Annotated in this window: 13 protein-coding genes; 6 read left to right on the forward strand and 7 right to left on the reverse strand. The window is 53.1% G+C overall.

Annotated features, from left to right (window positions below):
• Positions 1-2: 2 nt before the first annotated feature.
• Positions 3-482, reverse strand: a complete 480-nt coding sequence (locus WG219_10690; GenBank protein WXL27991.1) for a DUF1289 domain-containing protein — start codon at positions 480-482, stop codon at positions 3-5.
• A gap of 410 nt (positions 483-892) precedes the next feature.
• Between WG219_10690 and acnB the strand changes: the two genes are divergently transcribed.
• Together acnB and alaC are read left to right on the forward strand one after the other, a co-directional pair.
• Complete coding sequence (gene acnB, locus WG219_10695) at positions 893-3,502, forward strand: bifunctional aconitate hydratase 2/2-methylisocitrate dehydratase (protein ID WXL27992.1); 2,610 nt, start codon at positions 893-895, stop codon at positions 3,500-3,502.
• Positions 3,503-3,671: 169 nt separating this feature from the next.
• A complete protein-coding gene (gene alaC / locus WG219_10700) occupies positions 3,672-4,910 on the forward strand; it encodes an alanine transaminase (protein WXL27880.1) in 1,239 nt (412 codons plus the stop codon).
• A 109-nt stretch (positions 4,911-5,019) separates the two neighbouring features.
• On the opposite strand, the gene WG219_10705 is transcribed toward alaC, so the two are convergent.
• Positions 5,020-6,432 (reverse strand): amino acid permease, encoded by a 1,413-nt coding sequence (locus WG219_10705; protein ID WXL27881.1) that lies wholly within the window; start codon positions 6,430-6,432, stop codon positions 5,020-5,022.
• Between the two features lie 27 nt (positions 6,433-6,459).
• On the reverse strand, positions 6,460-7,704 hold the full coding sequence (kynU, locus tag WG219_10710; protein ID WXL27882.1) for a kynureninase: 1,245 nt from the start codon (positions 7,702-7,704) through the stop codon (positions 6,460-6,462).
• Between the two features lie 359 nt (positions 7,705-8,063).
• Between kynU and WG219_10715 the strand changes: the two genes are divergently transcribed.
• Entirely contained in the window at positions 8,064-9,386 is a 1,323-nt protein-coding gene (locus WG219_10715; protein ID WXL27883.1) for an OprD family porin, read from the forward strand.
• A gap of 73 nt (positions 9,387-9,459) precedes the next feature.
• On the opposite strand, the gene WG219_10720 is transcribed toward WG219_10715, so the two are convergent.
• From WG219_10720 to WG219_10735, 4 genes are read right to left on the reverse strand one after another with little or no spacing between them, the layout of a single operon-like run.
• Positions 9,460-10,281 carry a tRNA U-34 5-methylaminomethyl-2-thiouridine biosynthesis protein gene (locus WG219_10720; GenBank protein WXL27884.1) on the reverse strand — a complete coding sequence of 274 codons (822 nt, stop codon included), beginning with the start codon at positions 10,279-10,281 and terminating at the stop codon, positions 9,460-9,462.
• Between the two features lie 11 nt (positions 10,282-10,292).
• Complete coding sequence (locus tag WG219_10725; protein WXL27885.1) at positions 10,293-11,228, reverse strand: tRNA U-34 5-methylaminomethyl-2-thiouridine biosynthesis protein; 936 nt, start codon at positions 11,226-11,228, stop codon at positions 10,293-10,295.
• A gap of 31 nt (positions 11,229-11,259) precedes the next feature.
• Positions 11,260-11,673 carry a RidA family protein gene (locus WG219_10730; protein ID WXL27886.1) on the reverse strand — a complete coding sequence of 138 codons (414 nt, stop codon included), beginning with the start codon at positions 11,671-11,673 and terminating at the stop codon, positions 11,260-11,262.
• A 44-nt stretch (positions 11,674-11,717) separates the two neighbouring features.
• On the reverse strand, positions 11,718-12,182 hold the full coding sequence (locus WG219_10735; protein ID WXL27887.1) for a cupin domain-containing protein: 465 nt from the start codon (positions 12,180-12,182) through the stop codon (positions 11,718-11,720).
• Positions 12,183-12,631: 449 nt separating this feature from the next.
• Here WG219_10735 and WG219_10740 point away from each other — a divergent pair, with 449 nt between their 5' ends.
• From WG219_10740 to WG219_10750, 3 genes are all read left to right on the forward strand, one after another.
• Entirely contained in the window at positions 12,632-13,111 is a 480-nt protein-coding gene (locus WG219_10740) for an AraC family transcriptional regulator (GenBank protein WXL27888.1), read from the forward strand.
• Between the two features lie 158 nt (positions 13,112-13,269).
• Positions 13,270-14,226 (forward strand): LysR substrate-binding domain-containing protein, encoded by a 957-nt coding sequence (locus WG219_10745; GenBank protein ID WXL27889.1) that lies wholly within the window; start codon positions 13,270-13,272, stop codon positions 14,224-14,226.
• A 113-nt stretch (positions 14,227-14,339) separates the two neighbouring features.
• On the forward strand, positions 14,340-15,806 hold the full coding sequence (locus WG219_10750; protein ID WXL27890.1) for a 2-hydroxymuconic semialdehyde dehydrogenase: 1,467 nt from the start codon (positions 14,340-14,342) through the stop codon (positions 15,804-15,806).
• The last annotated feature ends 5 nt before the right edge of the window (positions 15,807-15,811 follow it).

Raw genomic sequence — 15,811 nt, forward strand, 5'->3', positions numbered from 1 at the left:
GATTACTCGCCGCCCTCCCCATCTAGCCCCCGCAAAAAACGCGGCGCGATGTAGCGTTCATAGTGGGCTTCGGAAAGCAGAAAGAACTCTCTGTCTATGGCGTCGCGCACTTCGGGCAGAGACCATTCTCTGAACTCTGGTAGCAGCACCAAACCATAGGCATCAAGCTGATTGATGACCCGTGCCCCTCGGGCTATCAACTGGTACGCCCAGCAATATGGTGATTGCTGCGGCACAAAACGGATCTGCCGCTGTTCAAGTTGAAAACGCAAACGCTGCGGGTCAAACACCTCAACCTTTGCTGCAATCACTTGCACCAAAAGTGCCTCTAACCGATGCCAGACAGCTTGCTTTTGCTCTTCGCTGTAACCGTTCCAACCCGTCACTTCGTGGTGAAAACGCTTGCACCCCCGGCACACAAGATCCCCATAAACAGTAGAGCAGAGGCCGACACAAGGGGTTTTGATACGTTGATTTGACATTGCTAAAGGCAAGATAAGCTGGCGAACGGACAGGCATATTAGCCCTTTGTCTTACTGAGATCACCCCGATAGTACCGAGATAAACCTGATAGCTGGCTTAACTTTGGTAAAGCTTTCCAGTAGAATCTTTCGGCCAATCTTTTGGCTGCAACGTCCGTTGGAAGCTGTTTTCAAAGCGTCACGAGCACAGTCGATCCTGCAGGTTGGACGTTGGTGCAGCGCCGAGAGCCGATTACGGTTCTGCACCAGCCCTCATCTAACCGCCCTGCCGGCGTAAAACTTTGAAAGCAGCTTCTTCAGGAAAATAACGATTCAAGGCAGAACGGCCCATAAAGCCATGATGCGCTTGAAACGCTGTTTTCTGGATCGCGTTCCGGTTAGTCCCGGAACAACTGATGAGGGTAATAACTGTGCTTGAAGCCTATCGCAAACATGTAGCAGAGCGTGCCGCTCAGGGTGTCGTGCCCCAGCCGCTGAACGCCGAACAAACCGCAGGCCTGGTCGAGCTGCTGAAATCCCCGCCGGCTGGTGAAGAAGAGTTTCTTCTTGATCTGATCACCAACCGCGTACCACCAGGAGTTGACGAGGCAGCCTACGTTAAGGCGGGCTTCCTCTCTGCCGTTGCCAAAGGCGAAGCTACCTCCCCGCTGATCGACAAGAAGCGTGCAGTTGAACTGCTCGGCACCATGCAAGGTGGTTACAACATCGCCACCATGGTTGAGCTTCTCGACAGCGCTGATCTTGCAGAAGTAGCTGCAGAACAACTGAAGCACACCCTGCTGATGTTCGACGCCTTCCATGACGTCGCTGAGCGCGCCAAGAAAGGCAACGCCTCTGCCAAAGCAGTGCTGCAATCCTGGGCTGACGGTGAGTGGTTCAAAGCCAAACCAGCCGTTGCTGAAAAAATCACCCTGACCGTGTTCAAGGTGCCAGGCGAAACCAACACTGACGACCTGTCTCCAGCTCCGGATGCTTGGTCGCGCCCTGACATCCCGCTGCACGCCCTGGCCATGCTGAAAATGGCCCGTGACGGCATTGAGCCGGTTCAGCCGGGCGCTGTTGGCCCGCTGAAACAAATCGAAGAAGTTAAAGCTAAAGGCTACCCGGTTGCCTACGTAGGTGACGTAGTCGGTACTGGTTCTTCCCGTAAGTCCGCTACCAACTCGGTACTGTGGTTCTTCGGTGACGACATTCCTTACGTACCGAACAAGCGTGCTGGTGGCTTCTGCTTCGGCACCAAAATCGCACCGATCTTCTACAACACCATGGAAGACGCCGGCGCTCTACCAATCGAATTCGATTGCACCAACCTGGCCATGGGCGACGTTATCGACGTATACCCGTTCAAGGGCGAAGTGCGCCGTCATGGCAGCGACGAACTGGTAACCACCTTCGAACTGAAAACCGACGTTCTGTTGGACGAAGTTCGTGCTGGCGGCCGTATCCCGCTGATCATTGGTCGCGGTCTGACTGAAAAAGCACGTGCTGAGCTGGGTCTCGGCGCAAGCGATCTGTTCAAGAAGCCGGTTGCTCCTGCTGACAGCGGCAAAGGTTTCACCCTGGCTCAAAAAATGGTTGGCCGTGCTTGCGGTCTGCCAGAAGGTCAAGGCGTTCGTCCGGGCACCTACTGCGAGCCTAAGATGACCACCGTTGGCTCCCAGGACACCACTGGCCCGATGACCCGTGATGAGCTGAAAGACCTGGCTTGCCTGGGCTTCTCTGCTGACCTGGTTATGCAGTCGTTCTGCCACACTGCTGCTTATCCGAAGCCGATCGACGTCACCACACACCACACCCTGCCTGACTTCATCAAGACCCGCGGCGGTGTTTCCCTGCGTCCAGGCGACGGTATCATCCACAGCTGGCTGAACCGCATGCTGCTGCCTGACACCGTTGGTACTGGTGGTGACTCCCACACCCGCTTCCCGATCGGCATCAGCTTCCCGGCTGGTTCTGGCCTGGTAGCCTTCGCTGCTGCCACTGGTGTAATGCCGCTGGACATGCCGGAGTCGGTACTGGTTCGCTTCAAAGGCAAAATGCAACCTGGCATCACCCTGCGTGACCTGGTTCATGCCATTCCTTACTACGCGATCCAGGCTGGCCTGCTGACCGTAGAGAAGAAAGGCAAGAAGAACATCTTCTCCGGCCGCATCCTTGAGATCGAAGGCCTGAACGAGCTGACCGTAGAGCAAGCGTTTGAACTGTCTGACGCCTCTGCTGAGCGTTCCGCTGCAGGCTGCACGATCAAGCTGCCGGAAGAGTCCATTGCCGAGTACCTGAAGTCCAACATCACCCTGCTGCGCTGGATGATCAGCGAAGGCTACGGCGATGCCCGTACTCTGGAGCGTCGTGCTCAAGCAATGGAAGCCTGGTTGGCCAACCCGCAACTGCTGGAAGCCGACAAGGACGCCGAATACGCTGCCGTTATCGAAATCGACCTGGCCGACGTCAAAGAGCCTGTGCTCTGCGCACCGAACGACCCGGACGATGCCCGCCTGCTGTCCACTGTAGCTGGCGACAAGATCGACGAAGTGTTCATCGGTTCTTGCATGACCAACATCGGTCACTTCCGAGCTGCTGGTAAGCTGCTGGACAAAGTCAAAGGTGGCATCCCGACTCGTCTGTGGCTGGCACCGCCAACCAAGATGGATGCTCACCAGCTGACCGAAGAAGGCTACTACGGCATCTACGGCAAAGCCGGTGCGCGCATGGAAATGCCGGGCTGCTCGCTGTGCATGGGTAACCAAGCTCGCGTGCAGACAGGTTCGACTGTGGTTTCCACTTCGACCCGTAACTTCCCGAACCGTCTGGGTGACGCCACTAACGTGTACCTGGCATCGGCCGAACTGGCTGCTGTTGCTTCGATCATCGGTAAACTGCCGACTGTTGAAGAGTACATGGCGTACGCGAAAGACATCGACAGCATGGCTGCCGACGTTTACCGCTACCTGAGCTTCGACCAGATCGCTGAATTCCGCGAAGCAGCTGCTAACGCGAAGATTCCAGCCGTTCAGGTTTAAGCTGTAAAACGTCATGAAAAGCCCCGCCTAGTGCGGGGCTTTTCTTTGCCTTGAATAAACGGCTAGCAACACTAGACAGATCAACAGCGTCAGCATATCTTTGCCATCGGCCAGCACACTGGCCAACGTCGCTCGGACGGTTCCGGGCGCTTACGTACTCGAGGAAAACATGGCTGAACAGGCTCCGCGCCGCTTTGCGCGCATCGATCGTCTCCCCCCTTACGTTTTCAATATCACTGCCGAACTGAAGATGGCTGCTCGCCGCCGTGGCGAAGACATTATCGACTTCTCCATGGGTAATCCTGACGGTGCTACACCGCCGCACATTGTCGAAAAACTCGTACAAGTCGCTCAGCGTGAAGACACCCACGGCTACTCAACGTCACGCGGCATCCCGCGTTTGCGCCGTGCCATATCACGTTGGTATCAGGATCGCTACGCGGTTGAGATTGATCCAGAAAGCGAAGCCATTGTCACCATTGGCTCCAAAGAGGGTCTGGCTCACCTCATGCTGGCCACCTTGGATAGCGGCGACACGGTTCTGGTGCCCAACCCCAGCTATCCGATTCATATCTACGGGGCAGTGATTGCCGGTGCTCAAGTACGTTCAGTGCCACTGATCCCTGGCGTGGACTTCTTCAATGAGCTGGAACGCGCTATTCGTGAGTCGATTCCAAAGCCGAAGATGATGATTCTGGGCTTCCCTTCCAACCCGACAGCACAATGCGTCGAGCTGGATTTCTTCGAGCGTGTGGTTGCCCTCGCCAAGCAGTACAACGTACTGGTGGTGCATGACCTGGCCTATGCAGACATTGTGTACGACGGCTGGAAAGCACCTTCGATCATGCAGGTACCAGGCGCGAAAGATATTGCTGTTGAATTCTTTACCCTGTCCAAGAGCTACAACATGGCTGGCTGGCGGATCGGTTTCATGGTCGGCAACAAAGAACTGGTCAGCGCCCTCGCCCGCATCAAGAGCTACCACGATTACGGCACATTCACTCCCCTGCAAGTAGCCGCTATTGCCGCGCTTGAGGGCGATCAGCAATGTGTACGCGATATTGCTGAGCAATACCGCCAGCGCCGTAACCTGTTGGTTAAAGGCCTGCATGAGCTGGGATGGATGGTCGAAAATCCCAAAGCATCCATGTACATCTGGGCAAAAATCCCAGAGCAGTACGCTCACATGGGCTCCCTTGAGTTCGCCAAAAAGCTGCTGCATGAAGCCAAGGTTTGCGTATCACCGGGCATTGGTTTCGGTGATTACGGTGATGACCATGTGCGCTTTGCCCTGATCGAAAACCAGGATCGCACCCGTCAGGCAATCCGAGGCATTAAAGCCATGTTCCGTACGGATGGTTTTGAGCCCGCCAAAGGCAGCAAAGCCCGTAAGACCTCCGCTAGCTGATTGGAATGGGCCGGATGTAATGTTCGGCCAGTACTCAGGCAGATTTCAATCCCACAAAAAAGCGCTGACAGTCAGACTGCCAGCGCTTAAATCCTTGTTCAGCAGAAGGTCAAACCAGTTTGGAAATGCCTTCAGGCTTTAAGGAGTCAGGGGTACCTTTTGAAAACTTAAGGAAGTAGATCAGTAGCACAATCACTAGAAATCCAGCTCCCCACAGCAGGGTTGAGAAGAACTCTTTGGTGAACAGCGTTGTGACCATAATCGCGAGCATGAGTATGAGGCCGCACAGACTGGTCCATGGATAGCCCCACAGTTTGAAACTGAGGGTCTCCACAGGGTTCTGCCGGCGGAAGAACAAATGCGTCAGGAAAATCCCCGCCCACGTGAACATGGCCCCAAACATCGCCACCGACATCATCATGGTGAATGCCTCTTCCGGGTAGGCCAGGTAGATCCCGGTTGCCAGCGCAATACCCATAGAAGACAGCAACAGTGCCGGAAGTGGCACGCCATTTCCTTTAACGATGCCGAACACTTTGGGGGCCTGGCCCGCACGTGACAGGCTGAACATCATCCGTGTAGCGATATAGATCTGGCTGTTCATGGCCGACAGTGCCGCCACCAGTATCACCACATTAAATATCGCACCTGCATAAGGCACTCCGGTGGCCTTCATCACCATTACGAAGGGACTTTCTCCGCCACTGTTATGCGCCCACGGAACTATCGCCAGCACGAGTGCGATGGTGCACATGTAGAACACCACCAAACGCACAATCGTGATGCGGAACGCCTTGGTAATCGCTTTTTCCGGTTGTTTGGCCTCACCAGCGGCTACAGCAATCATCTCGATACTTAAATAGCTAAAGAAAGCGACGATGACTGCCACCCATGTTCCCCATAACCCATTAGGGAAAAAGCCTCGGTCATTGGTGTAATTGCTGAAGCCAATGGTGGAGTCAGCGGGTGCGTTGTACACCACATAAGCCCCCAGCAGGATGAAGATCACAATCGCTAACAACTTGAGTAACGAGAATGAGTATTCAATTGCACCAAACACTTTCACGCTCAGCGCATTAACGGTGATGAGGGCAAGGGAAAATGTCACCATCCAGTAGCCACCCGGCACGTCCGGAAACCAGTACTTCATGTACATGGCAGCCGCTGTGATTTCAGTCCCTACTGCGAATACCACCGAAGACCAATACACGTAGCGAATGGCAAAGCCAAACCACGGAGCCACATAAAACTCCGCATAGGAGCCGAAGGAGCCTGACGCAGGATGGCGCACAGTCATCTCGGCCAGGCAGCCCATTAGTAGCAAAGCAACTACAGCGGCAATGGCATAGCTCACTAAAACACTTGGCCCAGCAAAACCAATTGCAAAGCCACTGCCTAGGAAAAGCCCTGTGCCAATCGCACCACCAATAGCAATCATTGAGATCTGCGCACCGGTCAGGTGCGCTTTGAGTCCTTTCTCACGATCAACGAGATTGTTGAAAGTGCTTATTTTTTTTGTCATCGCACTCTACTCCGCTAGGCTCAAGATTCAGGTAACTGATTTGCGTGCAAGGAACTCAGGCCGGTCCCAAATCCGTTGTTCGAGGATTTCTCGCAAGCTGACAATGCAATCCCAGATATCCACGTAGCGGATATAAAGCGGTGCAAAACCAAAGCGGAGGATGTCGGGGGCACGGAAGTCACCAATGATTCCGCGATCAATCATCGCCTGCATAACGGCATAAGCTTGCTCGTGGCTCAGTGAGATCTGACTGCCCCGCTCTTCACCTTCACGCGGGCTGCGAAGCTCAACGCCAAGCCCTTGAAGATGCTGATCAAACAGTGCAACAAACAAGTCGCCCAATGCTTTGCTTTTGGCGCGCACAAGGTTCATGTCGATGTTGTCGAAGACTTCCAGGGAAGCTTCCAACCCTAAAATGCCCAGCTGCGGTGCTGTGCCAACAAGCATGCGGTCGATAGTCGGATGTGGGCGGTAGTCGTGATCAAAATCAAAGGGCTTGGCATGTCCATGCCAGCCAGTAAGTGGCTGATCAACATTTGCAAAATGGCGCTCTGCAACGAACACAAAGGCAGGTGAACCTGGTCCGCCATTGAGGTACTTGTAAGTGCAGCCTACGGCGAAATCCACCTGTGCAGCATTGAGCTCAACTGGCATTGCGCCTACTGAATGGCACAAGTCCCACACCACGAGCGCGCCAACTTCATGAGCCCGTTTAGTGATTTTGGCCATGTCGTAGCGGCGGCCTGATTTGTAATTCACATGGGTCAGGGATAGAACAGCAACGTCTTCATTGAGTGCATCTAAGACCTCTTCTGGGTCTACACAACGGACTTCACTGCCGGTCAGCTCAGCCACACCCGAAGCGATGTATACGTCGGTTGGGAAGTTACCGCGCTCACCCAGAATAACCTTACGGTCCTTGTTAATTCGCAGGGCAGCGACAAGCACCTTGAAAAGGTTGATCGAGGTCGAGTCAGCAACGATCACCTCGTTGTTTTTTGCATCGATCAGTTTTGCGATTTTGGCGCCTGCACGTTGTGGGGCCGGATACCAATCCGCATCGTTCCATGAGCGGATCAGGCCATGTGCCCATTCTTTTTTAAGAATACGTTCAAAACGCTCAGGCACATGTGCAGGCATAGCACCCAACGAGTTGCCGTCGAGATAAATAGTATTCGCAGGTAGATCAAAGCGATCACGATAAGCCGCCAGTTGGTCCTCTGCGTCCAAACGCAGAAAGTCTTCACGTGTATAAGCCACTGAGCCGGACATCACTACTCCAGTTTTTATTAGATATCCACGACAGAAAACATCCACATAAGTGCTTTTGCCGGGTATCGGGTTGTAGATGAACCGATATTACTGAGGCAGTTTCTGGGGAAATAATAGAAAAAGACTGTCTTGGTATTCCATTTAGCAATACCCAGTAAATAAAATGAGAAAATACTGACTGTTATCGAGTTGATGAATATCAAGCACACTTATTTCTATTACAACCTACATACGCATATTACTAGTATCAAGTTGCACTGTTTAAGTGCTGATGAGGTATGAGCCTCATTATCAAATACTTACTAACAGCATGTGAAGCAGACGTGCCGCGCCTCCTAACAAAAACAATCTGAGGACTTATGAACAAGAAAGCAGCCGCCAGCGTTATCGTTGGATCTATGTTAATACTCCCTTTAACCGCCAGTGCAGATGACCATGAAGATGGTTTTATTGAAGGCAGCCATTTAAACATCCTGGCCCGAAATTACTATTTCAATCGTAATAATAAAGATGGCCGTAATGATGCTAAGGATTGGTCACAGGCGCTTTTACTGCGGTACCAATCAGGCTTTACCGAAGGCACCATAGGCTTGGGTTTAAATGCACTTGCTTTTACGGGCGTTAAGCTAGATGCATCCTCTGGAAAAACGGGCACAGACAATTTAAGGGTTCATGATGACGGCCACCCTTCTGATACCTTTAGTAAGGCTGGGGCTGCGCTTAAATTACGCTGGTCAAACAGTACCTTAGTGTTCGGCGACCAAGAACCATTCAACCCGGTATTTGCCACAGGTCATAACCGACTCGTCGCCCAGACGGCAAAAGGCTTAAGTCTCGATATCCGCGAATTCGAGAATTTGAATATCGAGGCTGGGCATTTTACCGGGGCGACCGGCACGACGAGCACCAACACAGACGGTGAGCTTTGGGCACTGTTCGCCGGTGTCTCAACACCAAGCGTGGACTACATTGGCGCGACCTACACCCTGAGCCCCGGTACGGTCACCAAATTGTACGTCTCGCATTTCGAAGACTTATGGCATCAGTATTACTTTAACTTGGGTAAGAAGATCGAGCTAAAAAATAATCATTCGCTTAACTTTGATTTCAACCTTTACCGTACGCTCGATACAGGTAGCGCAAATGCGGGCTCTATCAACAATACTACATGGGGACTATCGGCTGCCTACGCATTTGGCGCCCATACCATAACGCTTGCGGCACAAAAAGTTGACGGGGACATTCCGTTTGATTACTTGGGTACAGGCGATGTAGATAGGTATGGATTTAATCGACCTGCCCAAGGCGGATCCATATTTTTACCTAACTCAGTTCAGTACTCAGACTTCAATGGGCCTAATGAGCGTTCATGGCAACTACGATATGACATCTCCATGGAGGAATTTAACCTACCAGGTCTGTCTTTTATGACGCGCTACATTCGCGGCAGCGGGATCGACGGCACACACGTTCCTGCCAACAGCCCGTACGCAAATATTTGGGGTGAAAACGCAAAGCATCACGAGTTGAACGTTGAAGCACGGTATGTTGTACAGTCTGGCCCTATGAAAGACCTTTCTTTTAGACTGAGGCAAACTTGGCATCGCGCCAATCATGCTCAACCAGAAGGAAACATGAACGAATTTCGTTTAATAACGGATTATCCCATTGATGTATTTTAGTTAATTATTTACCCGGCTATTGAATCACCTAAATTCAATAGCCGGGCCTTTAATGCATGAATCAATGAACTGATTAACTGCCGATTTTAAAGGCGAGTGTGGCAGCGCCACCGCCATAGATAGGGCCGTAATGAAGAACGTCTGCCCCCATATAGCGTTCTTCCAGGGCCCCAAGAATAAAGTGCAAGTGCTTGAGCCCCATGTCTGCTTTTGCTTCCTGACAATATTCAGGTAACTCGCTGAGTAGCGCAGATTGATTACCGGCCTTAATCAGCTCTAATACGCGTCGATTAAGGCGATCATCCTCTGGCTTTTCGAAGTGATCGTCTGCCGCTTCCATATCCCGGCTGATCAGCCCACCAGAGAGCCCCCCTACCCCAACAACCGCGACACGTTTCCCTTGCTCAGCAGCACATTCAACAGCTAACGCTGCCAGTTTTGCTGTGGCCGCAGCGTCGTCATAGAGATTGTTTGAAGCGACCACAACAGGTATGTCTTCTGTACCGACTCCTAGCAGTGTGGTCGCAACAATGGTCCCGGTATCAATAGGAAACCCCTGGTAGTCGGCGCCCCGTGCGTTTATACCCTGCGCTTTGCAGCGTGCAACACAGGCTTGAGCAAGCTCAACATCACTGACGATGTCATAAGGCATATCACCGAATTCGTGCCAGTTCTCGTCAACGTGAACGTCTTGGCTGCGGGCGCGCGTCAGCCAAATCTCATCAAGCACCGCGAACCATTGAGTGGAGTAAATCAGCACAACATCAGGCTGACTTGCCTTTAGTTGCTGACCCGCTTGCTCAATGGCCCGGCGATGCTGCTGCCAATTAGGTGCATCAGGCTTTAAAAGAGGCAGCGGGCTGCCGGGCAGCATAAACGCAGACACAATTGTCATGGGCACTGTCCTTATGAGTTTGCTACGCGTGAGGGTTGGCGTTGGGCGTGCTCATAAAGATTGGCTTTGAGCAGGTTCCATTCCATTACCGCATTGCCTGTACCAATTACCGTTCCATATCCGTGTAAGTCAGCGGGTATTTGCGGATAGTCCATGGCAGCGTGCATCCAGGTGAATGCGCCTGACTTGACTTCAGCAAATGCTTCTTCGATGAATTGCGGCAGCAAACGAAATACTTCGCGCATATCGCCACGGCGCATGAGATCGATCATGCGCATATCCCACTGATAGCCCAACAGGTTCTGCGGATGCTCGCGTGTCATGTCTTCAGGAACAGGTGGCTCCTCGTGAAAATGCCAGTGAGACAATGTATTGGAGGCAAGCAATACGGCACGTTTGCCGGATTTGTGAATGGCTTCTGCTGTGGCCTTACCAAGCAGATCCATCTCGCCTAAGCCTTCTTTCATGCTCAGGTAATAAGGAGTGTTATTCGCGGAAATCGAAACGACCGGGATATCCCACTGTGGCCGGATCATGTGCAGCGTGACGATGGTGCCGTAATCCACCCTAAACCTTGGATTACGCATCATCTTGGTGTGTAACCCCAGTTTTCGTCCCTGCTCACAACAGGCTTCGGCCAATTCCACATCGACCTGCATGTCGTAATCAAACCGGAAGAGGTTCGGAAAAATAGGGTCAACAGAACGACCTTGCAGGCGCTCTACACCAATAAAGTGATGCCCCACTGATGTGATCCAGTGCGGTGAATGTACAAGCAATACATCAGGCCTCTGCTCTTCTAAGCTGGCCCTGGCGCGCTCATATGCCCAACGTAGTTGCTCCCATCCACCTTGGGCGCGAGGCTCATTTTGTGGCGGGTTCTCGGCATACAGCATATGGGGTGGGTGCGGTGCCAGAAAACCGCTGACAATGACTCCAGGCTGCATTTAACACCTCCTGTTTTACTTGTTATTAGATTTACGCCGTGGCTGTTGCGACTAACTGAAACTCCATTTCCACCAGTGCATTAAGGGGTAATGCACTAACACCAACTGAGGTTCTGGCTGGAGGCCGGATGTCTTTAAAGAACTCATCCCAATAGCTGTTGAGCTCGGAGAATCGATCAAACTCCGTGCAATAAATACGCACCAACATCAAGTGGTCGCTTGACCACCCTTGCTCCCGACACAGCGCCCTGAAATTACTCAGAACTTGGCGTGTCTGCGCGATGAGACCGCCTTCGGCTAGTTGTCCGGTGTGCGGATCTAACCCCACAAGCCCGGAGACGAAGATGAACTCCCCCGCCTTCACCACCGGGCTGTATAAAAACTTAGGTTTAGGCAGTACCAGGCTAGGGATCTGAGACCAAAGATGTACGCCTGCCTGAGTCATATGCAGCTCCTTGCCCGCTATACCGGCAGGCTTGAATGTGCGGATTAGAGGTAACGCAGGGCGTACTTTTCTTGCAGCGCCAGTAACTTTTCACGGCTGGGTCGGCCATTAGGCGTGCTTTTGATCAACTCTCCGGCCTCGCGGAAATACTCCTCCGCGCCACCTGGGGTAAACGTCGTCAGGAAGCGGCAGTCTTCATAGCCGTCATTGCGAAAGAATTGAGTTACACCTTTAGGCGCTACAACGAAGCTCCCTGCTTTTGCTGTAAACACCTCGTCACCAATGTGCATGGTGAGTTGGCCATCAAGGATGTAGTTGTTCTCATCCTCATGTTCGTGCACGTGTTTAGGCACCACGCCGCCAGGCGGCAGTACGGTTTCCATTAGCGAGTACGCACCGTTTGTCTCATGGGCAAACACTTTTATGTTCATAAATGCCCCGGATGGGTGACGAACTTTATGACCATCGACAGCGCTGACATGACGTGCATTGGGTGAAAGATCAACCATGACTACTCCATTCCTACCATCACAATTAAGTACAAGTGGTAAGAGCATACGGAGCTAGCTCATGCTAGGGTATTAGTGGTTTTGACAAAAAATACACAAAATACGCCATATTTATGAACCTACTCATCCAGCCACCAACAGGCCATCAGCCCTCTCCGTCTGAGCCTCACGTACACTCTAATTACTTCGACGCAAGCAGCAGCACGCTGCTAGATCCGCAGCCACACGAGCATGCCCAGGGGCAGCTGGTATTGGCCTTAAAAGGGGTTGTGGGCTGTTTCGTGGATGAAAAACACTGGCTAGTCCCACAACATTGCGCGCTGTGGGTACCGGCCGGAATCCCCCATACCAGCAGGTCCTCTGCAAACGCCCAAGGCTATTCAGTCTTCATCGAGCCATTGGCCAGTAACCTGCCTGACGAATGCTGCACACTAAGACTCAGTGCACTAATGCAGTCGCTAATCATTGCATTAGCTGAACCACAGCAATTGCTTGCACCTGAAAGTCGCACGCTTGCTGAGCAACTGCTGCTAGCAGAACTCCCCGCTCAACCGCGTATTCACAGCTTCTTTCCACTGCCGCGTGACGCCCGCCTGAGAAAGGTCGCTGAAGCGCTAATGGATAACCCCGGTGATCGCCGCACGTTGGTGCAATGGTGCAGCTTCGCCAACATGAGTGAGCGCACACTGAGCAGACGTCTTATGGACGAAACCGGTATGAGCTTTAGCAATTGGCGCCGTCAGCTGCACCTGATGGTAGCGCTTGAAGCGCTTGCCAAGGGGCACAGTGTGCAACGCATCGCATCTGACCTTGGCTACGAAGCAGTGACGGGCTTTATCACCATGTTTAAGGCTGCATTTGGCACGACACCGGCTAAATATCTTTCTGCACTCAAACCGCATTCACCGTTAGAGCCGGACAACCAGTAGCCAACAACACGAACAACAATCAGGACAAACCTGCTCAAAACACGAAGGGACGCTATGTACATGGCCGTATTTTTTTCCTGCTTCTACTCGCCCGCCCCCAGCTCATCAGGTGCGCCTTGCACAGCTGCACTGAGCGTTACGGTGGAGGGGAGAAAGCCATGAAGTTCACCATGATGTCGGTCGCCCGCAAGCTGAAGTTCTACCAGCTGGTGGTATTGGAACAAGTTGTACAAAGCGGCTCTCTGCTAAGGGCTGCACAGGCCCTCAACCTGACCCAACCTACCGTGACCAAAATCATTCATGAGTTGGAGTCGTACTTTAATGCGCCTCTGCTGCTTCGTAGCAACCGCGGGGTCAGTGCTACGGAGCTGGGCGTCCTGGTCGTCAACCGGGGTAAAACGTTGCTGGCTGAACTTCGTTCGCTTACGGATGAGGTCAATTCTTTTCAGCAAGGTACCAGCGGTCATGTGATGGTCGGAACATTGATATCTGCATCTGCATCTTTGATTCCACAAGCGATGCAACTGCTCAAGAATGATGCCCCGGAAGTGCTGGTCTCATTGCGAGTGGGCCAGATGGACCACCTTTTTCCGGCTTTAGCGATGGGCGAAGTCGATTTGGTTGTCGGACGCGTGCCAGATGACTGGCGTTTGCGCAATGAGTCACCACTCTTACAAGTTGATGTGCTTTACACCGAAACACTGACAGTCGTTGCAGGCTCGCAACATCCATTGCATCAGCATCAAGGGCAGGTGCGCCTTAAGGATCTGCATGGGTTTCCGTGGGTCTTACCCACTCAGGACTCGTTGCTCAGGCGCACCGCCGATATGTTGTTTGCCGAGGCCGATTTGCAGACACCGGCAAATGTCGTCGAGTCGCTGTCTATCCTCACTAACCTGGCGTTGATGCAAGACCAACAAACTGTCGCCTTAATGCCTCAAGAGGCCACGGTGCAGTTTGTTGAAGCGGGTCTGCTTAAGACATTTGATCTTGGCATCCCCATGCAGTTTGGCGAGATCGGTTGCTTCTACTCAAACTCGCGGCAGCTCCCGCCTGCTGCCCGCCTTTTCCGTGACTGCCTCTCACTCGTCAGACCGGATGTAAGCAGCCACTGACTGCGCTGGCTCCTTGGTATTCCAAACACCAATAACCAGGGGGCCAAGTTCAATTATTACTGGGTAACTGATCTCCCTAGACTGACCTCAAATCATAATATTTGGAGGTCGCTGTGAACCCATCACCGGTGTTGCTGCGTAACTACATCGCAGGCGAATTTGTCACTACTAAAACCACCTTTGCCAATATTTCCCCTGTTGACGGGACACTGATCGGTCACGTGTGTGAAGCGGATGCCGACCTAGTCGATCGCGCTGTGAGAGCGGGTAAGGCCGCCCAGCAAGGGCCCTGGGGGCAGTACAGCGCAGCCCAACGCGCACAGCTGCTGCACAAAATCGCAGATGGTATCGAGCGTCGCTTTGATGAGTTCGTTGCGGCCGAAGTAGCTGACACCGGGCGCCCTGTTCATCAGGCTCGCACCCTTGATATCGCCCGTGGCGTTGCTAATTTCCGCACGTTTGCCGAGCTGATTAATCAGGCAGGCAATGAATGCTTTGAGATGCGCGCCGCTGATGGCAGTGATGTATTCAGCTTTTCCGTGCGCAAGCCCCATGGCGTTGTCGCGATCATCTCGCCATGGAATCTGCCAATGCTGTTGCTGACCTGGAAAGTTGCTCCAGCGATGGCCTGTGGCAACTCAGTCGTGATCAAACCCTCTGAAGACACCCCATCCACCGCCACTCTACTCGCGGAGGTGATGCACGAAGCCGGCGTCCCTGAAGGCGCGTTCAACCTGGTCCATGGTTTTGGCCCGAATTCGGCTGGCGAATACCTCACCAAGCATCCCGACATCGACGCCATCACCTTCACCGGCGAGTCCCGCACGGGCGCCACCATCATGAAAGTCGCCGCCGAAGGTGTGCGTGATGTGTCGTTCGAGCTGGGTGGCAAAAATGCGGCGGTAGTATTTGCCGACTGCGACTTTGATGCAGCGGTTGCGGGTGTTATCCGCTCCAGCTTCACCAACTCGGGCCAAGTATGCCTCTGCTCTGAGCGTGTTTACGTCGAGCGGCCGATCTTTGACCGATTTGTCGCAGCCCTTAAGCAAGCCGCTGAAAATCTGAAGATTGGCTACCCGGATGAAGACGGGGTCAACATGGGCTCGTTGATCTCTCACAAGCACCGCGACAAGGTGATGGCTTATTTTGACTTAGCCAGGGATGAAGGCGCAGAAGTCGTGACCGGTGGCGGTATTCCGAACTTCGGTGATGAGCGTGACCGTGGTGCCTACGTTCAGCCCACAATTTGGACTGGCCTGCCGGACGATGCACGCTGCGTACGCGAAGAAATCTTCGGTCCGGTCTGCCATATCGCCCCGTTTGATACTGAAGAAGAAGTGATCCGTCGCGTTAACGACAGCGCATACGGGTTGGCCACTGCCGTCTGGACCCGTGATCTCAGACGTGCTCACAGCATCACCCGCAAATTCCACGTCGGCATGGTTTGGGTCAATACCTGGTTCCTGCGCGATTTGCGTACCCCGTTTGGCGGTGTCCGCCTATCAGGCATCGGGCGCGAAGGCGGCCGCCACTCTCTGGATTTCTATTCAGAGATCACCACCATCTGCATGCACCCTTAAGCCGG

It is taken from the genome of Pseudomonas mendocina (assembly GCA_037482215.1).
GTDB lineage: Bacteria > Pseudomonadota > Gammaproteobacteria > Pseudomonadales > Pseudomonadaceae > Aquipseudomonas > Aquipseudomonas mendocina_E.